The organism is Kineococcus sp. GCM10028916 (assembly GCF_042674865.1).
Lineage (GTDB): Bacteria > Actinomycetota > Actinomycetes > Actinomycetales > Kineococcaceae > Kineococcus.
This window is the reverse complement of record NZ_JBHTFM010000016.1, coordinates 167,894-192,634: the sequence shown is the minus strand read 5'-3', so window position 1 is coordinate 192,634 and position 24,741 is coordinate 167,894. Positions and strand designations below refer to the sequence as shown.

Annotated in this window: 20 protein-coding genes and 1 pseudogene; 12 read left to right on the top strand and 9 right to left on the bottom strand. The window is 73.5% G+C overall.

Going from position 1 to position 24,741, the window contains the following annotated elements; genetic code table 11:
- The first annotated feature begins 12 nt into the window (after positions 1-12).
- From ACFQ46_RS14710 to ACFQ46_RS14700, 3 genes and pseudogenes are all read left to right on the top strand, one after another.
- Positions 13-1,230, top strand: coding sequence for an HpcH/HpaI aldolase/citrate lyase family protein (locus ACFQ46_RS14710; protein ID WP_380260146.1), 1,218 nt, complete (start codon positions 13-15; stop codon positions 1,228-1,230).
- Positions 1,227-3,766 (top strand): annotated as a pseudogene (locus ACFQ46_RS14705) (phosphoribosyltransferase). Before ACFQ46_RS14710 ends, ACFQ46_RS14705 begins: the two are co-directional and overlap by 4 nt.
- Entirely contained in the window at positions 3,763-4,578 is an 816-nt protein-coding gene (locus ACFQ46_RS14700) for an HAD family hydrolase (RefSeq protein ID WP_380260145.1), read from the top strand. The pseudogene ACFQ46_RS14705 and the gene ACFQ46_RS14700 overlap by 4 nt, the downstream one beginning before the upstream one ends.
- Here ACFQ46_RS14700 and ACFQ46_RS14695 read toward each other — a convergent pair.
- Positions 4,571-4,963 (bottom strand): MerR family transcriptional regulator, encoded by a 393-nt coding sequence (locus ACFQ46_RS14695; protein WP_380260144.1) that lies wholly within the window; start codon positions 4,961-4,963, stop codon positions 4,571-4,573. The genes ACFQ46_RS14700 and ACFQ46_RS14695 overlap by 8 nt on opposite strands.
- Before the next feature lie 60 nt (positions 4,964-5,023).
- On the opposite strand from ACFQ46_RS14695, the gene ACFQ46_RS14690 reads away from it, so the two are divergent.
- Positions 5,024-5,734 (top strand): SDR family oxidoreductase, encoded by a 711-nt coding sequence (locus ACFQ46_RS14690; protein WP_380260143.1) that lies wholly within the window; start codon positions 5,024-5,026, stop codon positions 5,732-5,734.
- 63 nt (positions 5,735-5,797) lie between these two features.
- Here ACFQ46_RS14690 and ACFQ46_RS14685 read toward each other — a convergent pair whose 3' ends face one another.
- From ACFQ46_RS14685 to ACFQ46_RS14675, 3 genes are read right to left on the bottom strand one after another with little or no spacing between them, the layout of a single operon-like run.
- On the bottom strand, positions 5,798-6,340 hold the full coding sequence (locus ACFQ46_RS14685) for a hypothetical protein (RefSeq protein WP_380260142.1): 543 nt from the start codon (positions 6,338-6,340) through the stop codon (positions 5,798-5,800).
- Between the two features lie 60 nt (positions 6,341-6,400).
- Positions 6,401-7,234 (bottom strand): alpha/beta fold hydrolase, encoded by an 834-nt coding sequence (locus ACFQ46_RS14680; protein WP_380260141.1) that lies wholly within the window; start codon positions 7,232-7,234, stop codon positions 6,401-6,403.
- Positions 7,235-7,293: 59 nt separating this feature from the next.
- Entirely contained in the window at positions 7,294-8,403 is a 1,110-nt protein-coding gene (locus tag ACFQ46_RS14675; protein ID WP_380260140.1) for a PLP-dependent cysteine synthase family protein, read from the bottom strand.
- Between the two features lie 46 nt (positions 8,404-8,449).
- On the opposite strand from ACFQ46_RS14675, the gene ACFQ46_RS14670 reads away from it, so the two are divergent.
- Positions 8,450-9,052 (top strand): hypothetical protein, encoded by a 603-nt coding sequence (locus ACFQ46_RS14670; RefSeq protein WP_380260139.1) that lies wholly within the window; start codon positions 8,450-8,452, stop codon positions 9,050-9,052.
- Between the two features lie 60 nt (positions 9,053-9,112).
- Here ACFQ46_RS14670 and ACFQ46_RS14665 read toward each other — a convergent pair whose 3' ends face one another.
- Positions 9,113-10,783 (bottom strand): glycoside hydrolase family 13 protein, encoded by a 1,671-nt coding sequence (locus ACFQ46_RS14665; protein ID WP_380260138.1) that lies wholly within the window; start codon positions 10,781-10,783, stop codon positions 9,113-9,115.
- 90 nt (positions 10,784-10,873) lie between these two features.
- Between ACFQ46_RS14665 and ACFQ46_RS14660 the strand changes: the two genes are divergently transcribed.
- Positions 10,874-12,034, top strand: a complete 1,161-nt coding sequence (locus tag ACFQ46_RS14660) for an ROK family protein (RefSeq protein ID WP_380260137.1) — start codon at positions 10,874-10,876, stop codon at positions 12,032-12,034.
- On the opposite strand, the gene panB is transcribed toward ACFQ46_RS14660, so the two are convergent.
- Both panB and ACFQ46_RS14650 read right to left on the bottom strand, forming a co-directional pair.
- Positions 12,031-12,852: a 3-methyl-2-oxobutanoate hydroxymethyltransferase gene (gene panB, locus ACFQ46_RS14655; protein ID WP_380260136.1), complete on the bottom strand. Its 822-nt coding sequence runs from the start codon at positions 12,850-12,852 to the stop codon at positions 12,031-12,033. The genes ACFQ46_RS14660 and panB overlap by 4 nt on opposite strands.
- Position 12,853: 1 nt before the next feature.
- A complete protein-coding gene (locus ACFQ46_RS14650; protein ID WP_380260135.1) occupies positions 12,854-14,656 on the bottom strand; it encodes an NAD+ synthase in 1,803 nt (600 codons plus the stop codon).
- Positions 14,657-14,941: 285 nt separating this feature from the next.
- Between ACFQ46_RS14650 and ACFQ46_RS14645 the strand changes: the two genes are divergently transcribed.
- From ACFQ46_RS14645 to ACFQ46_RS14635, 3 genes are all read left to right on the top strand, one after another.
- The gene (locus ACFQ46_RS14645; protein ID WP_380260134.1) at positions 14,942-15,895 is read left to right on the top strand and encodes a hypothetical protein; all 954 of its coding nucleotides are present in this window, start codon (positions 14,942-14,944) and stop codon (positions 15,893-15,895) included.
- A 241-nt stretch (positions 15,896-16,136) separates the two neighbouring features.
- Entirely contained in the window at positions 16,137-17,480 is a 1,344-nt protein-coding gene (locus tag ACFQ46_RS14640; RefSeq protein ID WP_328295586.1) for a glutamine synthetase family protein, read from the top strand.
- A complete protein-coding gene (locus ACFQ46_RS14635; protein WP_380260133.1) occupies positions 17,477-20,641 on the top strand; it encodes a bifunctional [glutamine synthetase] adenylyltransferase/[glutamine synthetase]-adenylyl-L-tyrosine phosphorylase in 3,165 nt (1,054 codons plus the stop codon). Before ACFQ46_RS14640 ends, ACFQ46_RS14635 begins: the two co-directional genes overlap by 4 nt.
- A 1-nt stretch (position 20,642) precedes the next feature.
- Here the strand turns inward: ACFQ46_RS14635 and fgd are convergent, their stop codons facing one another.
- The gene (gene fgd, locus ACFQ46_RS14630; RefSeq protein WP_380260132.1) at positions 20,643-21,632 is read right to left on the bottom strand and encodes a glucose-6-phosphate dehydrogenase (coenzyme-F420); all 990 of its coding nucleotides are present in this window, start codon (positions 21,630-21,632) and stop codon (positions 20,643-20,645) included.
- 121 nt (positions 21,633-21,753) lie between these two features.
- Between fgd and ACFQ46_RS14625 the strand changes: the two genes are divergently transcribed.
- The 3 genes from ACFQ46_RS14625 (at position 21,754) to ACFQ46_RS14615 (ending at position 23,831) form a co-directional block, all read left to right on the top strand.
- Positions 21,754-21,966, top strand: coding sequence for a hypothetical protein (locus ACFQ46_RS14625; RefSeq protein ID WP_380260131.1), 213 nt, complete (start codon positions 21,754-21,756; stop codon positions 21,964-21,966).
- A gap of 72 nt (positions 21,967-22,038) precedes the next feature.
- On the top strand, positions 22,039-23,061 hold the full coding sequence (locus ACFQ46_RS14620; protein WP_380260130.1) for an acetamidase/formamidase family protein: 1,023 nt from the start codon (positions 22,039-22,041) through the stop codon (positions 23,059-23,061).
- Positions 23,062-23,072: 11 nt separating this feature from the next.
- On the top strand, positions 23,073-23,831 hold the full coding sequence (locus tag ACFQ46_RS14615) for an SDR family oxidoreductase (protein ID WP_328295590.1): 759 nt from the start codon (positions 23,073-23,075) through the stop codon (positions 23,829-23,831).
- A 19-nt stretch (positions 23,832-23,850) separates the two neighbouring features.
- On the opposite strand, the gene ACFQ46_RS14610 is transcribed toward ACFQ46_RS14615, so the two are convergent.
- Positions 23,851-24,705 (bottom strand): hypothetical protein, encoded by an 855-nt coding sequence (locus tag ACFQ46_RS14610; RefSeq protein WP_380260129.1) that lies wholly within the window; start codon positions 24,703-24,705, stop codon positions 23,851-23,853.
- Positions 24,706-24,741: the final 36 nt, after the last annotated feature.

The window sequence follows — 24,741 nt, the reverse complement described above, 5'->3', positions numbered from 1 at the left end:
CCTCCCGACACCGTGCGGCACTTCGCCACCCTCGACGCGGAGCAGAAGGACCAGCTCTTCCTGCACCCTCCGCAGCCGGTCGACGTCACCGCCGGGCGCGACGAACTCGCCGTCGCGCTCGGCGCCACGTTGTACTGCCCCGCGACGCGCGAGCGTCTCGCCGGTGACCTCGTCCGCCTCGCCCGCCGGGGCGTCATGTCGGCCGTCGCCTGCCTGGAGGACTCCGTCCCCGACCACCGCGTCGCCGAGGCCGAGGAGATCCTCGTCCGGGAACTGCGCGGCCTCGCCACCGCGCCGGAGTGGCGCGACGGCGCCCCCCTGATGCTCTTCATCCGCACCCGCACCCCGCAGCAGCTGCTCAGCGTCGTCGAGCGCAGCGGCGTGGGCCTGGACTGCCTCACGGGCTTCGTCATCCCCAAGTTCGGCGGCGCCGGCCAGCCCTCGCCCGACGAGTGGCTCGAAGCCGTCGGGACGGCCTCCGAACGGGCCGGGCGCCGGCTGTGGGCCATGCCGGTCCTGGAGAGCCGCGACGTCGCGCACCTCGACACCCGCCACGCCGCGCTGTTCGCCATCCGCGACGTCCTCGACGCCCACCGCGACGTCGTCCTCGCCGTCCGCACCGGGGCGACGGACCTCTCCGCCGCCTACGGCCTGCGCCGCCCCCGCGGCTCCACCGTCTGGGACGTCCGCGTCGTCGCCGACGTCCTCGGCGACGTCATCAACGTCCTCGGCCGGGCCGACGGCAGCGGGTACCCGATCACGGCCCCCGTGTGGGAGCACTTCTCCTCCGGAGAACGCGTCTTCCGCACCTCGCTCGCGGCCAGCCCGTTCGCGGAGTCCGGCAACGAGGAGCTGCGCGAGCAGCTCATCGCGGACGACCTCGACGGTCTCGTCCGCGAACTCGTCCTCGACCGGGTCAACGGGCTGCAGGGCAAGACGGTCATCCACCCCAGCCACGTCGCCGTCGTGCACGCGATGTCCGTCGTCACCCACGAGGACTTCTGCGACGCCTCCGACGTCCTCGCCCAGCACGGGGGCGGCGCGATGGCCTCCACCTACCGGAACAAGATGAACGAGGCCGGCCCGCACCGCCCCTGGGCCGAACGCGTCCTCGCCCGCGCCGACGCCTTCGGGGTCGCCCGCGAGGACATCTCCTACGCCCACCTGCTGCAGGCGCAGGACGACTCCTGGCGGGCCGTGCGCGCCTCCCTCGACGGGGTCCACGCGTGAACCTCGCCGCCACGCACCCGACCGCGCGCTGGGTCTGGGAACGGCTCGGCGTCCACGTCGAGGGCCCGCCCGGCACCGACGGCCTGACCGTGCACGACCTCCTCGGGCTCGCGCTGCGCCGCAACCCGAAACGGGCGCACCTGCTGGTCAGCCAGGTCCTCGGCAAGCACGTCCCCACCGACCCCCGCCTCGTCCGGGCCGCCGGGCTGCGGCTCGGGGCCCGCGTCGCGGAGCTCCTCGGCGTCCCCGACGCCCCCGTGCTGGACGCGTCGACGTGGCGGGCGGCGCTGAAGGGCCAGGAGCGGGCCACGGCGGCGCTCGACGCCGCGGTCCGGCGGCCCCCGGCCCGCCCCGACGCCCTGGTCATCGGCTACGCCGAGACCGCCACGGGCCTCGGGCACACGGTGGCGGACGCGCTGGGCTGCGCGGGTCTGCACTCCACCCGTCGCGCGGTGCCCGAGGCGATCGACTACGCGGGTTTCGAGGAGGAGCACTCCCACGCGAGCGGCCACCAGCTGCTGCCGTGCGAACCGGCCGTGCTGGCGGCGCTGGCCGATCCGGACGCGCCGGTCGTGCTCGTCGACGACGAGCTGTCCACCGGCCGCACCGTGGCGAACACCCTGCGCGTCCTGCACGCCAAGGCCCCGCACCGCCACTACGTCGTCGCGGGCCTGGTCGACGTGCGCTCCGCGGCCGACCACGACCGGTTGGCCGACCTGGCCGTGGAGCTCGGGACCCGCATCGACGTCGTGAGCCTGGCGCAGGGACGGGTGGAGCTGCCCGCGGACGTGCTGGCCCGGGGTACGGCCCTGGTCGCGGACGCCGAACCGGTGCTGCCCGGGGTGGGTCGTCCCGGCGACGTGGTCCCGGTCGCGGTCGACTGGCCGGCCGGTGTCCCGACGACGGGCCGGTTCGGCAGCGCCCCCGCCCACGCGGAACTCCTGGCCGGTGCGGACCTGGTGCGCCACCTGCTGCCGGAGGTCCACGCCGCCGCCGGTTCCGTCCTCGTGCTGGGGTCGGAGGAACTCCTGCACGCCCCCCTGGCGGTGGCGGTGCAGCTCGCCGAACGCCACCCGGGGGAGGTGCGGTTCTCCTCCACGACCCGCTCGCCCGTGCTCGCCGTCGACGACCCGGGGTACGCGGTGCGCAGTTCGGTGGCGTTCGTCTCCCACGACCCGGTGCTCGACGGGGCGGGGATCCGCTACGCCCACAACGCGACCCGTGCGGGCGGGTGGGACGCGATCGTGCTGGTCGTCGACTCGGCCTCCGCACCCGCCGACCTGCACGCCCCCGACGGCGTGCTCGCCGCGCTGGCCCCGCTGACGTCGCGGTTGCTGCTCGTGACCCTGCCCGCTGATTCCTGGAGAAGCTCCCCGTGACGTCCACACCCGCCCCGCTGTCGGGGCCGCAGTTCGGTTCCTACCTCCCCGACGAGGTGAGCTGGCTGCTCACCGACCTGTCCGGGGTGGAACTGGAGGCCCCGGCGGAGGAGCGCGAGGAGGCGATCCAGAGCGGCGGCGCGCACTACGCGGAGTCCCTGCCCGTGGAGTACCAGCCGAGCGCGGAGTACCGGAAGCTGTTCGCCGACGCGCTGGAGCGCACGGCCCGCCGGGTCGCGCTGGGGGTGGGCGTCGTCGCGGAACTGCTGCGCGCCGAACGCGGTGACGACCTGCTGCTCGCCTCGCTGGCCCGCGCCGGCACCCCGGTGGGGATCCTGCTGCGGCGCTGGGCGATCCGGCAGGGCCTGCACTGGCCGCACGTCGCGGTCTCGATCGTGCGCGGTCGCGGGATCGACGAGGTCGCCCTGCGCTGGATCGCGGCGCACCACGACCCCGCCTCCGTCGTGTTCGTCGACGGCTGGACGGGCAAGGGCGCCATCGTGCGGGAACTGTCCGTCGCGCTCGAGCGGTTCGGGGGTCCCGCCGGGGGGTTCGACGACGACCTGGCCGTGCTCGCCGACCCCGGCCACTGCGTGCGGACGTTCGGGACCCGCGAGGACTACCTGATCCCCTCGGCCTGCCTGAACTCGACGGTGTCGGGCCTGGTGAGCCGCACGGTGCTGAACGAACGGCTGCTCGCACCCGGGCAGTTCCACGGCGCGAAGTTCTACGCTGACCTCGCCCCGGCGGACGAGTCGAACCGGTTCCTCGACGTCGTGAGTTCCTGGTTCGACGACGTCGCGGCCGAGGTCCCCGCCGTCGTCGAGGGGTTGCGCTCGGGGGATCGCACGGCGAGCTTCGCCGGGTGGGCGGAGGTCGAGCGGGTGAGCGAGCACTACGGCATCGGGGACGTCAACCTGGTGAAACCCGGGGTGGGGGAGACGACGCGCGTGCTGCTGCGGCGGGTGCCGTGGCGCGTCCTCGTGCGTCCGGCGTCGGAACTGTCGCACCCCGACGACCTGGCCCACGTGCGGTTGCTCGCCGACCAGCGCGGTGTCGTCGTCGAAGAGGTTCCCGGGTTGTCCTACTCCGCGATCGGCCTCATCCACCCGCGGTTCACCCGCGGGGCGACCGGTGCTGATGGGTTGGCGGTGTGAAGCTGCTCGCCGCCAGTGATCTCGATCAGACGCTGGTCTTCTCCTCCCGGTCCGCCGGGGTCGACGTCGCCGGGCTCGTGGAGGTCGAGGAGTACCAGGGTCGCACCATCTCCTACGTCACCCCCACGGCGTGGGAACTGCTGGGTTCGCTCGTCGCCTCCGACCGGTTCGTCCCCGTGACCACGCGGACCCTCGAGCAGTACGAACGGATCCGCTGGCCCGGCGCGGCCCCGCGCTACGCGGTGTGCGCCAACGGCGGGGTGCTGATGAACTCCGGTCGTCCCGACGCGGAGTGGGCCGCCGCGGTGCAGGAACGGTTGTCCGTCTGCGCGCCGTTGGCGGACGTGCACGCGGAACTGTCGCGGCTGGCGGCGGAACTCGTCCGGGCCGTCCCGGGGTCGGAGGACCCCGCGGTCCGGAGCGTTCCCGACCTGTTCTGCTACGTGGTGCTGCGCGACGGTCAGCGCGCAGAACTCGAGGGGCCGCGTCTGGGGGAACTCGTGATGCTGATGGACGGGTGGGGGTACACGGTCTCGTTGCAGGGGCGCAAGCTCTACGCCGTGCCGCGGCCGCTGACGAAGTCCGCGGCGGTCGCCGAGGTCGTGTCCCGCTGCGGTGCGTCGGGTTTCGTCTCGGCGGGCGACTCCCTCCTCGACGTGGACCTGCTGGTCGCGGCGCAGGAGTCGCGCCGTCCCCGGCACGGGGAACTCTTCCGGGCCGGTTGGGAGCACGAGGGCGCCGAACTCACCGGCGCCAGCGGCGCCGCGGCGGGCGAGGAGATCGCCGCGTGGTTGCTCGCCCGGCTCAGCTGAACGCCGGCAGGGCTGCATCGGTCGCGCAGGGAACCTGCTCGCCGCCGGCGTCGGCGGCGATCGAGCGCAGTTCGGCGAGGCGGTCGCGCGCCACGGAGAGCCGGTCGATCTGTTGCTGGAGACGGTCGTGCTCCCCGGCCAGGCGCTCCTCCATCTCCGACGTCACGACACGGGTGTCCAGGAACGGCAGGAGCCCGGCGATGACGGTGCTCGCGAGCCCGGCGGAGTACAGCTGCTGGATGAACCGGACCCGCTCGACGGCGGACTCGGGGTACTCCCGGTGGCCCCCGGGGGTCCGCTCGGCCGGGACGAGGTCCTGCTCCTCGTAGTAGCGCAGCGAACGGACGCTGACACCCGCCCGGTGGGCGAGTTCTCCGATGCGCACAGAACCTCCCCGCAACTCGACTTGAACCTCACACTTGTGTGAGGTTCTAGCGTACCCGGCATGAACCTCAACGGAGCCACCGCACTCGTCACCGGAGCCAACCGGGGCATCGGCGCCCACCTCGCCGCCCAACTCCTGGAGCGGGGGGCGAAGGTCTACGCCACCGCCCGTCGTCCGGAACTGCTCGACCTCCCCGGAGCCGAGGTGCTCGCCCTCGACGTGACCGACCCCGCGGCGATCGAGGCCGCTGCCCGCCAGGCCGGCGACGTCGACCTGCTGATCAACAACGCCGGGATCGCCTCCGGTGCCACCCTGCTCGGCGACCTGGACCGGGTCCACACCGAGATGGCCGTGAACGTCTGGGGTCCGCTGGCCATGGTCCGCGCGTTCGCGCCCGTCCTGGCCGCCAACGGTGGCGGTGCCGTGGTCAACGTCGCCTCGGCCGCGTCCTGGCTGGCCCTGCCGGGCGCCACCGCCTACGCCATGACCAAGGCGGCGGTGTGGAGCATGAGCAACGGCCTGCGCCACGAACTCGCCGCTCAGGGGACCCAGGTCACCAGCGTCCACATCGGCATCGCGGACACCGACATGACGGCGGGCCAGGACCTGCCCAAGGCCGATCCCGCCGACATCGCCCGCGCCACCCTGGACGGGGTCGAGGCCGGGGAGTTCGAGGTGGTGACCGACGACCTCGCCGCGCTGGCCAAGACCCTCCTGGCCGGGGACCCGCGGGAGTCGTACGCGACGGTGGCCCGGATGCTGTCCGCCTGAACCGCCCCGACGTGCGGGTCCTGCCCGGCGGACGATCGGACCGCGCTGCGGGACCGGGTCCGATCAGGGCCGCTCCGTCCGCCGGTACCGGGTCAGCAGGACCACCGCGGTCACGGCGGCGCCGGCCCAGACGCTCACCTGCACCCCGAGCGCCTCGGGGTGCAGGCCGCCGCCCGGCGGGCGGAGAACCATCTCCAGCGCGGCCCCCGCCGGGACGACCAGCCGGGCCGGCAGACCGAGCCGGTCCGGGCGCCGGAGCTGGGAGCCGACGAGGCCCAGGAGGGGGCAGAGCACCAGGCTGACCGCCCACCAGGACAGGTCCGCCCGCAGCGCCGACACCAGGGGCGCACCGCGGACGACCGCGTCCGTGGCGTCGAAGGCGAACAACGCGCACCCCGCCGCCAGCCACCCGGTCATGGCGCCCGGGACCGGCCGCGCGACGAGCGCGCCCGCCAGCACCGACAACCCCGCCCAGGCCCACCCCGCGTTCAGCAGGTACCCGCCGAAGCGCGCCGCCGGGTGCTCGGCCAGGTTCACGAGCCCCGCGGTGAGGCAGCCGAAACCCACGGCGACGGTGAGGGCGGTCGGCAACCTGCGGGTGGGCACCCCTCGACGCTAGGGACGCCGACGACCACCGGTCGGGCCCGGTGCACGATCGACCGACCGTCACCGCCAGATCTCCACCAGCTCCGCGAGAGCCGCGGGCGCCTCGGCGAGCACGGAGAGGTGGCTCGCCCCCGGGACGACCCGCAGCGAGGACCCCGGGACGGCGGCGGCCACCCGGCGGGCGTGCCCGACCGGGACGACCCGGTCCGCGTCGCCGTGCAGCAGGAACACCGGGACCGGGATCGAGGCCAGGTCGAAACCCCACGGGCCCACCCCCGCGAGGTCGTCGTCGACCATCCCGCCCGGCCCGTTCGCGGTGGCCCGCTGCACGACCGGGCCGAACCAGCCCCACGGCCCCTCCAGCGTCTGCCAGTCCGCGGCGGTGAAGTCGATCGCGTCGGGCCCCGGCACGAACGTCTCCCGGGATGCGCGTCCCGCCACGGCGGAACCCAGGCTCGCCCGACCGGCGGGGCCGATCCCGTCGAACCAGTCGGGGCTCCCGTCGTAGGGCGCCAGACCCGAGATCGACAGGGCCGCGACGACCCGGTCGGGCGCCAGGGCCGCGCAGGCGAGGGCGTGCGCCCCGCCTCCGGAGTGCCCGAGCGTCACGCAACGCTCGATCCCCAGGTGGTCGAGGACGGCCACGACGTCCGCGGCGACGCTCGCGACGTCGCGCCCCTCCCGACGGGTCGAGCCGCCGTAGCCGGGGCGGTCGACGCCGATCCAGCGGACGTCCGGGGTCAGCAGCGGTGCGGGGGGTTCACCGGTGTTCGGGGTCCCGCCGTGCCACAGCACGACCGGTCCGCGGGTGGCTGGGTCGTGGACCGGACCCGTGTCGTGGGCGTGCAGGACGCGCCCGTCGGGAAGGTCGAGATCGAACTCCGTCGTCGTCACGAGCCGAACCTAGCGAAGCGGACCCGCCCCGTCGCGGGAGTTCCGCCGCCGGGCTCGGCTCACGGACCGACGTCGCCGAAGAGCGGGGCCAGCACCGCCCGGGCGCCGTCGAGGTCGAGGCCCCGCCCCTCGGCCCAGGCGTCGGAGTAGTACGTGTCCAGGTAGCGGTTCCCGTCGTCGCAGATGAGGGTGACGACCGACCCGGGCCGCCCGTCGCGGCGCATCCGGTCGACGAGGCGCAGTGCCGTGGAGAGGTTCGTCCCCGTGGAGGCACCGGCACGGATCCCGGTGCGCTCGAACAACATCCGCATCGCGGCGACGGACTCGGCGTCGGGGACGGTGAAGACCTCGTCGATCACCGAGGGCACGAACGAGGGTTCGACCCGGGGGCGCCCGATCCCCTCGATCCGCGAACCCGGACCGGTCACGGTGCGCGACCCGGTGCGCCAGGCCTCGGCGAACACGGAACCCTCCGGGTCGGCCACGGCCAGGCGGGTCGCGTGCTGCTGGTAGCGGCAGTAGCGCCCGATCGTCGCGCTCGTCCCACCGGTCCCGGCGCCCACCACGATCCACTCCGGTTCCGGGTGGGGTTCCATCGCCATCTGCTCGAAGATCGAGCAGGCGATGTTGTTGTTCCCGCGCCAGTCCGTGACCGTCGAGGCCGTCGAGAACTGGTCGAAGTAGTACCAGCCCTCCCGCGACCCCAGGTCCTCCGCGGCCGCGTAGACGTCACCGGGTCGATCGACCAGGTGCAACCGTCCGCCGTAGCGGGTGATGAGGTCGAGCTTCACCGCCGCGGTCTGGCGGGGGACCACCGCGACGAACTCCAGTCCGAGCATCCGGGCGAAGTAGGCCTCGGACACGGCCGTGGAGCCGCTCGAGGCCTCGACGAGGGTGGTGTCGGGACCGATGGCGCCGTTGGCCAGGCCGAAGAGGAACAGCGAGCGGGCCAGCCGGTGCTTCAGCGAACCGGTCGGGTGGACGGACTCGTCCTTGAGGTAGAGCTGGACCCCCCAGCTCGCCGGCAGCGGGAACACCCGCAGGTGCGTGTCGGCGCTGCGGTTGGCGTCCGCCTCGACCGTGCGCACGGCACGGTGCACCCAGTCGCGCGGGTCCTCGGGCGCCGGCCCCGGGCCGGCCCCCTGCGGTGGGCTGAGCGGGCGGTCCACGGTGGTTTCCTCCGGCGGGGTGGGCGGGCTGTCCTACCGTCGGATCATGGCACCTCCGCACGACCCGCCCCACCGACCACCGGCGTCCGTGACCGCGCCGGCCGTCGTCCTGCTGCTCGCCGCCGGCGTCCCGCTGGCCCTGCTCGTGCTCGCGTCGGCGCTTCCGACGCTCCTCGTCCTCGCGACCGCGGCGGCGGTCCTCGCCGGGGGTCTCGACGCGGACGACGTCGCGGCCTACCCGGGACTCACCGAGGCACCCGGCCTCGGCGACCACCTCCGCTCGGTCGCGTGGCTGGACCCCGCGCTGCCGCTGCTCTGCACCGCCCTCGACTCGTGCGCTTCGGCGGCGTCTCCCGGGGGGCGGTCCTCGGGCCGGCGGCGACGGTGCGCGGGCGTGGTGGCCCTGGTGGCCGCCCTCGTCGGCGTCGCCCTGGCCGGGCTCGCGGCGTGGGCCTGGTACGCCCCGCCCACCGCGTTCCAGCGCGAGCAGAGCGCGCAACCCACCGAGGGCGCGGTGATCTTCGTCTCGAGCCTGCAGGGTGGTCCCTGGTCCGACGTGGCCGCGGTGCTGGTGCCCGCCCTGCTCGCGGCCCTGGCCGCCACGGTCCTGCTGCGACCGGTGTCGCAGCAGGACCGGGCGTTCACGTGACGGCGCCCCGGGTGAGGTGGGCACGACCGAGCGCTACCGCCGCATCCATCGCCGTCGCCGTCAGGCGGAGGGTCGTCCAGCTTCGTCCTCGAGCCAGACCGTGGTGTCCGCGGGAACCAGGTCGCTCCCGAGTTCACCGCTGCACAGCACGACCTGCCCGGCGGGCAACGGCACCGGGTCGGGACCGAAGTTCGTCAGGCACGTCCAGCCGCCGGGTCGGGTGAACTGCACGACACCCTCGGGGGTCCCCTCCACCCACGACAGTTCCTCGACGGTCTGGAGTCGACGCCGCACCGCGAGCGCCGTCCGGTAGAACTCCAGCGTCGATCCCGGGGTGCCGTCCTGGCGGTCGGCGGCGACGTCGGCGAACCACGACGGTTGGGGCAGGTGCGAACCACCCGGCCCGAACCCGTGCGAGGGACCCTCGGCGCTCCAGGGCAGCGGGACCCGGCACCCGTCGCGTCCCTTCTCGGTGCCGCCCGAGCGCAGCCACGTCGGGTCCTGCAGGTCGGCCCGCGCCAGGTCCGCGACCTCCGGCAGTCCGAGTTCCTCCCCCTGGTACAGGTAGGCGCTGCCGGGGAGGGCGAGGACGAAGGCCGTGGCCGCCCGGGCGCGGCGCAGACCGCCGGCGACGTCGGGTTCGGGGTCGTGGCCGTCGCTGAGCAGCCAGGCCTTCTCGTCGGTGCCGGGCGGCAGCGCGAAACGGCTGGCGTGGCGGACGACGTCGTGGTTGGAGAGCACCCAGGTCGAGGAGCTCTCGGCGTCCCGGGCGAACCGGAGGTTCTCCTCGACCACGGTGCGGTAGGTCGCCGCGTCGAAGCGGGCCAGGAGCAGGTCGAAGTTGAACGCCTGGCCGAGGCCGAGCGGGGAGGCGTAGCGGGCGCGGCGGTGGGCGGGGACCCAGGCCTCGGCGACCGCGGTGCGCGGCGGGTCGTAGGAGTCGAACACCTCGCGCCATGCGGCGTAGACCTCGTGCACCTCGTCGCGGTCGAAGTAGGGGTGCGCTCCGTCGGGCAGGTCGGCGGCACGCAGTTCCTCGGCGCTCGGCAACGTGGCCGGGAGGTGCTTGGTGAGGGCGTTGGCGACGTCGATCCGGAACCCGTCGACACCGCGGTCGGCCCAGAACCGCAGGGTTTCGAGGTGGTCCGCACGCACGTCGGGGTGGTCCCAGTTCCAGTCCGGCTGTTCGGGGGCGAAGAGGTGCAGGTACCAGTCGCCGTCGCCGACGGGTTCCCAGGCCGGACCGCCGAACACCGAGGTCCAGTCGCTCGGGGGTCGTTCCCCGTCGACGCCGAGGCCACGCCGGAACACGTAGCGCTCCCGCTCGGGGGAACCCGGACCGGCCGCGAGCGCGGCCTGGAACCACCGGTGCCGGTCGGAGGAGTGGTTGGGCACGATGTCGACGACGAGCCGGATCCCGGCCGCGTGGAGCGCGGTGACGAGGTCGTCGAACTGCGCCAGGGTGCCGATGCGCGGGTCGACGGCGCGGTGGTCGTCGACGTCGTAACCGCCGTCGGCGAGTGCGGAGGGGTAGAAGGGGGAGAGCCAGACGGCGTCGACCCCGAGCCGGCGCAGGTGCGGGACGCGGGCGGTGATGCCGGGGAGGTCGCCGATGCCGTCGCCGTCGCTGTCGGCGAAGCTGCGCGGGTAGACCTGGTAGACGACGGCCTGCCGCCACCAGGTGGCGTCGGTCGCGGGGGCGGTGGGTCGTTCTTCCAGCAGGTGGGACACACGGTCTCCAGTGACGGTGAGTATTTGATGTGAGGCCTAAATCTAAGCCGTGGCTAAAGTGTGCCCAGTGCCGAGGGGAGGGGTCAAGGGGTGACGACGACGGGTTCCACCACCGGGTCGGTGACCCGCCGCCTGCGCGACGACAACGCGCGCGCCGTGCTCCTGCACGTCTGGGACCTGCCCCCCGGTGCCGCCGTCACGGGCAGCGACCTGATCGCCGTGACGGGACTCTCCCGGGCGACGGTCCACGACGTGTGCGACGAGCTCATCGACCGCGGCTGGCTGCGGGAACTGGAGAACCAGCGCTCCACCGGGACCTACACGAAGGGGCGCCCCGCCCGTCGCTACGGGTTCGACGCCCGCGCCGGGGCGGTCGTCGGGATCGACGCGGGGGAGCGCCGGATCTCGGCGCGGGTCACCGACCTGCGCGGTGTTCCGCTGGCGGCGGTCGAGCGGGTCGTCGACCAGGTCGCCGGCCGGACCCCGGTCGCGCACCGGATCGCCGCCCTCGACGAGGTGCTTCGGGAGGCGTGCGCGGCGGCGGGCTCCCCCCGGGTGCTGGCCGTCTCGGTCGGGGTCCCGGCCCCGGTGGGGGTCGACGGGCGGACCGTCGGCACGGACAACCCCTTCTGGGCGTTCACCAACCCCGACCTCGCCGGCGTCCTCGGCGACCGGTTCGGCTGGCCCGTCCTCGTCGAGAACGACGCGAACCTCGCGGCGCTGGCCGAGGGTTGGTGCGGGGCCGGAGCCGGTCTGGCGCACCAGGTCACGGTGCTCGCCGGGGAACGCATCGGGGCCGGCGTCGTCGACGACGGGCGGCTGCTGCGCGGGGTGCGCGGTGGGGTGGGGGAGATGCGCTACCTCGACATCGTCGAGGGGGTCGGGTCCTCGGCGGGTCTCGGCAAGGTGCTGCGCGACCTCGGCGGGACGGAGGAGGCCGCCGACGTCCTGGCCGCCGCGCGGGCCGGTGGGCTCGTCGCGACCGCGCAGGTCGAGATCGCCGGACTGCGCCTGACGCGGATCGTCGTCACGCTCGTGAGCCTGTTCGACCCCGAACGGGTGATCCTGGCCGGCGGCGCGGCGTCATCGGCGCTCGTGGAGGTCGTGAACCGGGAACTGCCCTCGTTCCTCGACCTGCCGCGCCCTCTCGTGGTCGCCTCGACGCTGGGTCGCGACGTCGTCGTCCTGGGTGCGCTGCGGCGCGCCCTGGACCACGTGCGCGGCGAGGCCCTCTCGCTGCGCCTCGACTAGAAGGAGTGGCCCGGCCCGGGGAAGGAGCCGTCGCGGACCTCGGCGGCGTAGGCGCGGGCCCCGTCGAGCAGCGCGGTGCGGACGTCGGCGAACTTCTTCACGAACGACGCGGTGCGCTCCGTCAGGCCCGCGAAGTCCTGCCAGACCAGGACCTGACCGTCGGTGCCGCTGCCGGCCCCGATGCCCACCGTCGGGACGGCCAGGGTCTTGGTGACCTGTTCCGCGACGTCGGCCGGGACCATCTCCATGAGCACCGCGAAGGCGCCCGCCTCGGCCAGTGCGCGGGCGTCGGTGAGGACCCGGTCGGCCGCGTCACCGCGGCCCTGGACCCGGTACCCGCCGAGGGCGTGCTCGGACTGGGGGGTGAACCCGATGTGCGCCATCACCGGGATGCCGGCGTCGACGACCGCCCGGACGCGGCCGGCGCGCTGCGCGCCGCCCTCGAACTTCACCGCGTGCGCGCCGCCCTCCTTCATCATCCGCACCGCGGAGGTCACCGCGAGCTCGTCGGAGGCCTCGTAGGAGCCGAAGGGCAGGTCGGCCACGACGAAGGCGTGCGGGGCGCCCGCGACGACGGCCCGCACCAGCGGCAGCAGCTGGTCGACGGTGACCGGGATCGTCGAGGACATCCCGAACACGGTGTTGGCGGCGGAGTCGCCCACGAGCAGCGCCGGGATCCCCGCCTCGTCGAAGACCGCCGCGGTCATCGCGTCGTAGCTGGTCAGCATCGACCACTTCTCGCCCGCGTCCTTCCACTGCTGGAAGTGGTGGATGCGGGTCCGGCGCCGTTTCGCGGGCGCCTCGGTGGCGTAGGCCATGTCAGTTCCGTCCCAACGACGAATCGGTCTTGACCTCGACCGGCGGCGTCAGCGTCGCCGACGCCGCCGGTTCGCGCCAGCGGTTCGTGATGGGCAGGCGCCGGTCACGTCCGAACGCCTTGTAGGAGATCTTCGGCCCGGGTGCGAACTGGCGCCGCTTCCACTCCGCGCGGTCGACGAGCGTGACGACGGAGTCCACGACCGTGGGGTCGAAACCCGCCTCGAGCATGTCCGCGCGGCCCTTGTCGCCCTCGACGTAGTCCTCGAGGATCGCGTCGAGGATCTCGTAGGGCGGCAACGAGTCCTGGTCGGTCTGGTCCGGGCGCAGTTCCGCCGACGGGGGTTTGGTGATGGTGTTCTCGGGGATCGGTGGCTGCTCGCCCCGCGAGGCCGCGTCGGCGTTGCGCCAGTTCGACAGGTCCCACACCAGCGTCTTGGGAACGTCCTTCAACGGCGCGTAGCCGCCCACGGAGTCGCCGTACAACGTCGAGTACCCCACGGCGAGCTCGCTCTTGTTGCTCGTCGCCAGGGTCAGGTGACCCTCCTGGTTCGCGAGTCCCATGATCGTCGTCCCGCGCACCCGGGCCTGCAGGTTCTCCTCCGCGACCCCCTGCAGGGGAACGGTTCCGAGGAACGCGTCGACCATCGGGGCGATCGGGTACTGCCGGTACTCGAAACCGCAGCGGGTCGCGAGGTCCTCGGCGTCGTCCTTGGAGTGCTGGCTGGAGTACCCCGACGGCAACGAGATCCCGACGACGTTCTCCGGACCGATCGCGTCGCAGGCCAGGCTCGCGACGAGCGCGGAGTCGATGCCCCCGGAGACCGCGATGACGACGGAACGGAAACCGTTCTTGCGCACGTAGTCGCGCAGACCCAGCACCAGCGCCGCGTGCACGTCGGCCACGTCGGGCAGCGGCTCCAGGACCGGGGAGACGGTGGGCTGGTAGGCCGGGACGAGGTCCGCGCTGATCGTCGCGCGCTGGACGTTCTCCTCCCAGCCCGGCGTCTTCACCCCCTCGGGGACCTCGAGGTCCACGACGACGAGTTCCTCGCGGAACTGCGGGCCGCGGGCGAGGACGGTGCCCTCGGGCGCCACGACGAGGGAGTCGCCGTCGAAGACGAGTTCGTCCTGACCGCCGACGGCGTTGACGTAGGCGATGGGGCAGCCGGCCTCCGCCGCGCGACGCGCGACGAGTTCCAGGCGGACGTCGTCCTTGTTGCGTTCGTAGGGCGAGGCGTTGATGACCGCGAGCAGCCCCGCCCCGGCGTCACCGGCCATCTGCACCGGTCCGCCGTCCTGCCAGAGGTCCTCGCAGATCGCGATGGCCACGTCGACACCCTTGACCCGGACCACGAGGAGGTCGTCACCCGGGACGAAGATGCGGTACTCGTCGAAGACGCCGTAGTTGGGCAGGTGGTGCTTCGCGTAGCGCGCCACGACCCGCCCGCCGTGCAGCACGGCCGCGCAGTTCTGCGGCAACCCCTTGGGCCGTCCCGCCGTCGCCGGCCGGGTGTCCTCCCCGGCCCGGTCGACGTAGCCGACCACGACCGTCACGTCGCCGTGACCGTCGTCGGCGAGCTCGCGCGCCAACCGCTTCACGGCCTGCTGGGAGGCGTTCACGAAGGACGTGCGCAGCGCGAGGTCCTCCACCGGGTACCCCGTGACGGCGGTCTCGGGGAACAGCGCCAGGTGCGCCCCCTCCTGCGCCGCCCGCCGCGTCCACTCGCGGATGGCCGCGACGTTGCCGTCGAGGTCACCGACCGTCGTGTCGATCTGGGCCATGGCCACCCGCAGCTGAGGCATGGGGTCAGCGTAGTGAGCGCGGCGAGGGGCGGTTGCCCAGGTGCACGGGTGGCTCACCACCCGCCCCGTCGCACCCATCGGTGTCACCACCCTCCTGAGGTGTGGAGTGAGGTATCGGTGCGACGGATCGGCTGCCCCGGCGCCCACTTCGTCGCACCGACACCTCACTCCACGAGGTCGGCCCGGACGTCACCGCGGTGTCCACAGGGCGCCCCGCCGCCGAGTCGTCCACAGCGTGCGCCGCAGCGGCGGGACGACGGGCGGAACCACGCGCACCCTGCGCACGTGTCCTGGATCCCCGACTCCCTGCGCCCCGTCCTGCACGAGCAGCACGGCCTGCTCACCCGGCGTCAGCTCTACGACGCGGGGGTGAGCACGCACCAGATCCGCTGGGCCCTCGGCCGGCGGTGGCGGCTCGTGCACGGCAGCGTCGTCGCGACGACCACGGGCCGGCTCGATCCGGCGCAGAAGCTCGTGGCGGCCCAGCTCTTCGCCGGTCCGGGCGCGCAGATCGGCTCCACCACCGCGGCCCGCTACTTCGGACTCACCTCGGTACCGGAGGACGGGGTGCGACGCCTGTTCGTGCCCTGGGGGGCGAAGAGTCGCGAACGTCCCGGCGTGTCGGTCCGTCGGACGCGACGACCCGATCCCCACGAGTGGTCCAGAGGCCCGCTGGCCTTCACCTCACCACCGCGCACCGTCGTCGACGCGGCCCGTCAGCTGCGCGGCGACGCCGTCCGGGCCGTGGTCTTCGAGGCGGTGCAGCGGCGGTTCGTGACGGTGGACCAACTCGCGTCGGAGGTGGAGGCCGGGGCGGTGCGGGGGAGTGCCGCCGTCCGGGCCGCGGTGCAGGAGGTCTCCGGTGGCGCCTGGTCCCTGCCCGAGAGCGAGCTCGCCGACCTGCTCGCCTCCAGCTCCCTCCTCCCCACCGTGCTGCTCAACCCGGTCCTCACCACGATCGCCGGTGAGACCCTCCCCAGCCCGGACGGGTTCGTGGACGAGGTGGGCCTGGCGCTGCAGGTGCACTCCCGCAGCCACCACTTCGCCGAGGAGGACTGGGAGTGGACGCTGCGCACCGACACCGCACTGGGAACGGCGGGCGTACCGGTGATGGCGTTCTCGCCGCGCACCCTGCGGACCGACGGTCGCCGGGTCCTCCGGGCGGTCGAGCGCGCCTACCTCGCCCTGCGCCGGGCGACGCGCCCCGCCGTGGTGGCGCGTCCGCGGCTAGTCGTCTGAGGAGGCCGGTCGTGGAGTGAGGCGTGGGTGTCCCGAACCAGGCGTTCTGGCGACCACTTCGGCGCACCCACGCCTCACTCCACGCGTCCGCGCGTGGTGACACCGGTGGGTGCCCCCGATGGGTGCGACAGGCGGGCGCGGCGGGGTGTGCGTCCCCCCGGGGGCGGGGGTGCGCGATGATGAGACCGGGGCCGGCGACGACCGCCGACGGCCCGGCGAGGGAAGCGACGGAAAGGGTGCCATGGACCGCCAGCAGGAGTTCGTGCTGCGGACGCTGGAGGAGCGGGACATCCGCTTCGTCCGGCTCTGGTTCACCGACGTCATCGGGACGTTGAAGTCGGTGGCGATCGCACCCGCCGAGCTCGAAGGAGCCTTCGGCGAGGGGATCGGGTTCGACGGTTCCGCGATCGAGGGACTCTCGCGGGTGTCGGAGTCCGACATGCTGCTCAAGCCCGAGCCGTCGACGTTCCAGGTGCTGCCCTGGCGCGCCAGCGACGAGCACCAGGGCACGGCCCGCATCTTCTGCGACATCCTCACCCCGGACGGGCAGCCGGCGCGCTCGGACCCGCGGTTCGTGCTCAAGCGCGCCCTCGACCGCGCGGCGCAGCAGGGCTACACCTTCTACACCCACCCCGAGATCGAGTTCTACCTCTTCAAGACCCCCCTGGAACGCGGGGCGGTGCCCGAACCCGTCGACTACGTCGGCTACTTCGACAACCACCCGGGCAGCACCACCACCGACTTCCGCCGCACGGCGATCTCGACGTTGGAGAGCATGGGCATCTCCGTCGAGTTCAGCCACCACGAGGGCGGCCCGGGGCAGAACGAGATCGACCTGCGCTACGCCGACGCCCTCACCACGGCCGACAACATCATGACCTTCCGCACCGTCCTCAAGGAGGTCGCGGGCGACCAGGGCGTCTACGCCAGCTTCATGCCCAAACCCCTCGCGGGGGAACCGGGTTCGGGCATGCACACCCACCTGTCCCTCTTCGACGGCGACGCCAACGCCTTCTACGAGGCCGGTGCGGAGTACCAGCTCTCCCGCACCGGACGGCAGTTCATCGCCGGCATCCTCCGCCACGCGGCCGAGATCACCGCCGTGACGAACCAGTTCGTCAACTCCTACAAGCGGCTCTGGTCCGGGGGCGAGGCCCCCAGCTACGTCTGCTGGGGCCACAACAACCGCTCCGCGCTCGTCCGGGTGCCGATGTACAAACCCTCCAAGGGCCAGTCGGTGCGCATCGAGTACCGCGCGCTGGACTCCGCGGCCAACCCCTACCTCGCCTTCGCGCTGCTGCTCACCGCAGGGCTCAAGGGCATCGAGGAGGGCTACGACCTGCCCGACGGCGCCGAGGACGACGTCTGGTCCCTCACCGACGCCGAACGCCGCTCGATGGGCATCGAACCGCTCCCGCAGAGCCTCGAGCACGCCATCGCCGTCATGGAGAAGTCCGAACTCGTCGCCGAGGCCCTCGGTGAAGGGGTGTTCGACTACTTCCTGCGCAACAAGCGCCAGGAGTGGGCCGACTACCGCTCGCAGGTGACCCCCTTCGAGCTCAAGCGGTACCTGCCCCTGCTGTGAGCACCACACCGGGCGGCACGCGCGGACGCCGTTCCTCCGCCACCGCGCAACTGGTCCGGGCCGGGTTCGCCGACCCGGACCGGGCCGCGCGGCTGCTGCGCGACCCGGCGCTGCGGGGCGTCGTCCGCGACGCGGACGAGGCGGTCGCCGACGGTGAGTTCACCGACTCCACCGGCGAGCTCGTCCGCTCCCTGGCCCGCACCGCCGACCCGGACCAGGCCCTGCTCGGCCTGGTCCGGTGGGCCGAGTCCCTCACCGCCGGGTTCGACCGCAGCTCCGCCTCCCACGAGGTCGAGGGGATCGCCGCCGCACTCGACCTCCTCCGGGGCGACCACGTGCCCGAGGTCGTCGGGACCCGCGCCCGCCTCCTCGCCGTCCTCGGCGGCTCGATGGCGCTGGGCGACCACCTGGTGCGCCACCCCCGGCACTGGACGGTCCTCGCCGCCGCGACCCCGCCCGACGCCGGGGAACTGCGCGCCGAACTGCTCGCCGCCGTCGGTGCGAACGCCGACGACCCGGTCCCGGTCGCCACGACGGGCCGTTCCGGACGGACCCCCACCGACGCGCTGCGGGTCGCCTACCGCCGCCGTCTCCTCGGCCTCGCCGGACGCGACCTCGCCTCCGCCGACCCGCTCACCGTCCTGCCCGTCACCTCCGCCGAACTCGCCGACCTCGCCGCCGCGGCCCTCGAGGCGGCGCTCGCGATCGCCCGTGCGGAACTGCCCGACCACGACCCGGGCGAGGAACCCGGGTCCTGGCGCGCCTGCCGCCTGGCCGTCCTGGGGATGGGCAAGACCGGTGGGCGGGAACTGAACTACCTCTCCGACGTCGACGTCGTCTACGTGGCCGAGCCCGCGCCGGGGGCCGCCGAGGACGACGCGCTCGCCGTCGGCGCCAAGCTCGCCGTCGCGCTGCAACGCATCTGCTCCGAACCCACCGGCGAGGGATCGCTGTGGGAGGTCGACGCGGCGTTGCGCCCGGAGGGGAAGTCCGGGTCGCTGGTCCGCACCCTGGACAGCCACGTCGAGTACTACCGCCGGTGGGCCAAGACGTGGGAGTTCCAGGCCCTGCTCAAGGCCCGGCCCGTCGCCGGGGACCTCGAGCTGGGGTGGGCCTACATCTCCGCGATCGCGCCGATGGTCTGGAGCGCCAGTGAACGCGAGGGTTTCGTCGCCGACGTGCAGTCGATGCGGCGCCGCGTCGAGGCGCTCATCCCCTCCAAGGAGGCGGACCGGCAGCTGAAGCTCGGCGCCGGTGGTCTGCGCGACGTCGAGTTCAGCATCCAGCTGCTGCAGATGGTCCACGGTCGCAGCGACGAACGCCTGCGCCGCAGCGCGAACACCCTCGAAGCCCTCGACTCCCTCGCCGCCTACGGCTACGTCGGACGCCACGACGCCGGCGAGCTCGACCGCGACTACCGGCTGCTGCGGTCGTTGGAGCACCGCATCCAGGTGCACCGGTTGCGGCGCACCCACGTCATGCCCACGGGGGAGGCGGACCTCCGACGGCTGGGACGCTCCCTGGGCCTGCGCCCCGACCCGGTGAAGGCGCTCGACGAGGTGTGGCGCGGAACCCGGCGCGACGTCCGCCGCCTGCACGAGAAGCTGTTCTACCGGCCGTTGCTGACGGCCGTCGCGAAACTGCCCGCCGCCGACGCCCGCATCGACGCGCAGCTCAGCCCGCAGGCCGCCCGCGAACGCCTCGCCGCCCTCGGCTACCGCGACCCGGCCGTGGCGCTGCGCCACCTCGAGGCGCTGACCTCCGGGGTGAGCCGGCGCGCGAGCATCCAGCGCACCCTGCTGCCCGTCATGCTCGGCTGGTTCGCCGACGGCGCGGACCCCGACGCCGGGTTGCTCGCCTTCCGGCAGGTGTCCGAGGCGCTCGCCGGGACCCAGTGGTACCTGACCATGCTGCGCGACGCGGGCGCCGCCGCGGAACGTCTGGCGTACGTGCTCTCCGCGGCCCGGTTGCCGGTGGAACTGCTGCTGCGCTCCCCGGAGGCGGTCGCGGTGTTCGCGGGGGAGGACCGGCTCGCGGCCGAGGACGTCTCCGAGGTCATCGCCGACGCGGAGGCCGCCGCCCGTCGCCGCGAGGACCTCGGCGCCGCCGTCCTCGCCGCCCGCGGGGTCCGTCGCCGGGAGCAGTTCCGCACCGTCGTGGCCGACCTCGTCGGGGTCCGCGACCTCGCGGGCGTCGGGCAGGCGCTGAGCGACGCCGACCAGGCCGTCCTCGAGGTGGCGCTCGGGTTGAGCGTGCGGGCGGTGGAACGCCGGCGCGGTGAGCCGCTGCCGACGAAGGTCGTCGTCGTCGGGATGGGCCGTCTCGGCGCGGGGGAGACCGGCTACGGCAGCGACGCGGACGTGCTGTTCGTGCACGACCCGCTGCCCGGTGCGGACGAGACGAAGGCCCAGCAGGCCGCCACCGAGGTCGTGGGGGAACTGCGCAGATCGCTCGGGGCGCCGGGCCCGGAACCCGCCCTCGAGGTCGACGCGGACCTGCGCCCGGAAGGCCGCAACGGTCCGCTCGTGCGGTCGTTGTCGAGCTACCGCGCCTACTACGAACGCTGGTCCCTGTCGTGGGAGGCGCAGGCGCTGCTGCGCGCGCGTCCCGTCGCCGGGGACGCCGACCTCGGCGAGGCCTTCCTCGAGCTCATCGACCCGTTGCGCTGGCCCGCAGGCGGTCTGGCCGAGGCCGACGTGCGCGAGGTCCGGCGCATCAAGGCCCGCGTCGAGGCGGAACGCCTGCCCCGCGGGGCCGACCCGTCGCGGCACCTGAAGCTGGGCCGCGGGGGGATCTCCGACGTCGAGTGGACCGCTCAACTGCTGCAGCTGCAGCACGCCGGGGAGCACGAGGGGCTGCGGACGACGTCGACGCCCCGGGCGTTGCGGGCCGCCGTCCAGGCCGGTCTCCTCGCCGCCGGCGACGCCGACGTGCTGCTCACCGCCTGGGACCTCGCGTCCCGCGCGCGCAACGCCGTCGCCCTGTGGCGGGGGAAGTCCGGGGACTCCCTGCCCACCCAGGCCCGCGACCTCGACGGCGTCGCCCGCATGTTCGGGTTCGAACCCGGCAGTTCCCGGGAGTTCGAGGAGCTGTACCTGCGGACGACCCGTCGCTGCCGCGCCGTCGTCGAACGCGTCTTCTACGGCCGCGAGGAGTCCTGACTCAGGGACGCAGGAGGGGCACGACGTCGGCGCTGAACTGGGTCAGGAACCGCGACTGGTCCTGGCCGGGGGCGTGGAAGACGAGGTGGGTGAACCCGGCGTCGACGTAACCCTGCACGGCGGCGGCGACCTCGGCGGGGTCGGAGGAGACGATCCAGCGCTTGGCGACCTGCTCGATGGGCAGTTCGTCGGCGAGGCGGGCCATCTCGATGGGGTCGTGGACGGAGGCCTTCTGCTCCTGCGTCAAGGACAACGGAGCCCAGAACCGGGTGTTCTCCAGCGCCCGGGCGGGGTCCTCGTCGAAGGACAGCTTGATCTCGATGGTCCGGTCGATCTGCTGCTCGGTGCGACCCGAGGCCTCCAGACCCTCCTTCAGCGCGGGCAGGAGGGTCTCGGAGTAGAGGTCCATGCCCTTGCCGGAGGTGCAGATGTAGCCGTCACCCGCGCGGCCGGCGTACTTCGTGACGCCGGGGCCGCCGCCGGCGATGTAGATCGGGACGGGCTGCTCGGGACGGTCGTAGACCGTCGCGTCGCGCAGGGTGTAGTAGTCGCCCTCGAAGGTGACGCGTTCCTCGCTCCAGAGCTTCTTGATGAGACGGACGGCTTCGCGCATCCGGGCGAAGCGTTCCTTGATCTCGGGGAAGTCCGCCCCCACGGCGGTCTCGTTGAGGGCCTCACCCGTGCCGATGCCGAGGATCGCGCGGCCCGGGGCGAGGCAGCCCAGCGTCGCGAAGGCCTGCGCGATGACGGCCGGGTTGTAGCGCAGCGTCGGGGTCAGGACGCTGGTGCCGAGCTGGACGCGGGACGTCTTCGCCGCGACCCACGGCAGCCAGACGAGGGCGGCGGGGGCGTGGCCGTCGACGTGGCGCCACGGCTGGAAGTGGTCGGAGATCCACACCGAGTCCAGACCCTGCTCCTCGGCCTGGACGGCGAAGTCGGCGAGCTCGCCGGGCGCGAACTGCTCCGCGGACGCCTTGTAACCCAGCTTCAAGGGTTGACCGTGCGTGTCCACCGTCTGGCTCACCGTGTTCCCACCTCTCGTCGTCCGGACGACACCTCCGCGCGTCCGTGCGGACCCAACCTAATCCGCCCCCGGGGCGACGCCCGTCCGGGTGGTGATCCGCGCGAACGTCCGCCGCGGGCGCTCCGGCGGCGCCAGGGTCCCACCGCCCGCCTCCGGGCCCCCGCCGCCGACACCCCGGGACGTCGCCGCCGACCACGACGCGAGCCTCGATCAGGAACTCGCCCGGGTCGACACCGAGTTCGACGAGGCCGTGCGCCGCTCCGAGGCGCGCTCGGAGGGCACCCGGCCTCCCGAGTCGTGAGTCGAGGTCTTCCGTCGGGACGGCAAGTGCGGTAGAAGATCATCGACCGCAACCGTTTCCGAGTGGAGGACCGTGCACCCCGACGTCGAGATCGTGGAGTTCACCCCGACCCCCGAGCAGTACGCCTGGACGTTCGGCGGCGTCGCGCCGGTGATGACCGTGCGTCCCGGGACGGCCCTGCGGTTGTGGAGCGACGACGCCTTCTGCGGGAGGCTGCGTTCCGTCGCGGACCTGCCCGGCGCCTCGCTGCAGATGCCGTTCGTCAACCCGCAGACCGGGCCGTTCTTCGTCGAGGGCGCCGAACCGGGCGACACCCTGGTCCTGCACCTGGCCGAACTGACGCCGGCCCGGACCTGGGGCGCCTCGGCGCTCATCCCGTTCTTCGGGGGGCTCACCGGCACCGACCGCACGGCCACCCTGCAGCCGCCGTTGCCCGAGCGGACCTGGATCTACCAGCTCGACTCCGCGGCCGGCACCGTCGCGTTCGAGGCCTCCGCGGGGGACTTCCGCGTCGCGCTGCCGCTCGAACCCATGCTCGGCACCATCGGGGTGGCCCCGGCGGCCGGGGAGGTCCGTTCGTCGCTGGTCCCGGACTCCTTCGGCGGCAACATGGACACCCCCGAGGCGAAGGCCGGCACGACGGTCTACCTGCGGGTCAACGTCCCCGGGGCGCTGTTCTCCCTGGGCGACGGGCACTACCGCCAGGGCGAGGGCGAGTCCTGCGGAACGGCCGTGGAGGGCGCGATGAACTCGCTCGTCCTGGTCGACCTCGTCAAGGGTTCCGCCGGTTTCCCCGCCCCGGCCTGGCCGCGGATGGAGTCCGACACCCACTGGACGGTCGTGGGTTCCTCCCGCCCGCTCGAGGACGCCTGGCGCATCGGCCAGGTCGAGGCGGTCGGCTGGCTCGAGGAGCTCTACGGACTGGAGACCCTCGACGCCTACCAGTTGCTCTCCCAGATCAGCGAGGTCCCGCTGGCCAACGCCGTCGACGTGAACTACAGCGTGCCGACGAAGCTCCCGAAACGCCTGCTGCCCACGCCGAAGCCCGCCTACGACGGCGCCCACGACCGGTTGCGCGCTCTCGCGCGCGGCTGAGAGGAGAACTGGTGGACCTGCAGCTGGACGGTGCCCGCGTCCTGGTGACCGGCGGGACGAAGGGGATCGGCGCGGCCATCGTCGCGGAGTTCCTGGCCGAGGGGGCCGACGTCGCGATGTGCGCGCGGACGGCCGACGACGTCGAGGCGGCCGTCGCGGCCGCGGGCGGACCGGGGACCCTGCGCGGTGCCGTCGTGGACGTCGCCCACCGGGACGAGGTGTTCGCCTGGGTGGACGACGTCGTCGCCGAACTCGGCGGGATCGACGCCGTCGTCGCGAACGTCAGCGCCATCGCCGCGGCCAACGACCAGGAGTCCTGGCGGTTGTCGCTCGACGTCGACCTCATGGGCACCGTCGCGCTCGTGGACGCCTCCCTGCCGCACCTGCGCCGCGGTGGTGGGGGGTCCATCGTGACGATCGGCAGCGTCTCCGGCCGCGAGGTCGACGCCTTCGCCGGCCCCTACGGGACGGTCAAGGCCGCGCTCGTCGCCTACACCCAGGGCCTCGCCCACCAGTTCGCCGCGGAGGGGGTGCGGGCGAACACCGTCTCGCCGGGCAACACCTACTTCGAGGGTGGGGTGTGGCAGCTGACCGAACGCAACGACCCGCAGTTCTTCGCCGAGGCCCTCGCCCTGAACCCCACCGGCCGGATGGCGACCCCCGAGGAGATCGCCCGGCCGGTGGTGTTCCTGTCCAGCCCCGCGGCCAGCTTCGTCACCGGGACGAACCTCGTGGTGGACGGTGCCCTCACCCGCGGCGTGCAGTTGTAGGGCTGCGCAGTCGCAGCGCTCAGAAGCAGGGTGCCTTCGGGAAGTCCGGGGCGGGGCCGCCCAGCACGAACACCGTGCAGCCGACGGTGGGGAGCTGGTCGGGGAACCCCTCACTGGCGACGTGCTGGTCGTTGTGGCTGAAGAACGACCGGACGACCGAGGAGCCACCGCAGACGAAGTAGTCGATCCCGGTGCTGTTGTCGGCGACGACGGAGTCGGCGACGAACACCGCGCTCTCCGAGCAACCCGCCGCGGTGCCGTTGCGGCGCAACAACGACTTCTCCACCCGAACGGGCCCACCTTCGAGGGCCTGCAGGCCGAGGCCGTTGCCGGTGACCTCGCTGGCGGCCACCCGGAGTTCTCCGCCGTACTCGGCCCGGGCGCCGATGTCGTTGCCCACGAGGGCGGAGCCGGTCAGCGTCGTGGCGCTACCGGCGACCTCGAGACCGAGGTCGCCGTTCCGGTCGATCTCCAGGCGGTCCAGCACCACCGTGGCCTGGGGACCCTGGTCGTCGGTGGGGGGCAGGTCCGGCAGGTCGAAACCGCCGGCGTACTCGTACTCGTTCTCCGGCGTGCCGGTGTAGACGCCGACGGGGAACCCGACGACCTCGCCGTCGGAGACGGTGACCCCGTCGGCGGTCACGGAGACGCCGATCCCCGCGCTGCCGACGATGGAGTGCCCGCCGAGGTCGAGGGTGACCCCCGGGGTGTCGATGCGCAGTCCCGGACCATCCTCGCAGTACAGGGACCCGGTGAGCCGGGTGTTCGTGGTGAGGGCGTCCCCGCAGGCCACCGGGTCGTTCGCCGCGGCGGCGGTCCCGGCCCCGGCGAACAGCAGGGCGGGGACGAGCAAGGTGGTGGCGAGCAGTCGCACGGGGTGGTCCTCTCTCGGGTCCTCACGAGTGGTCAC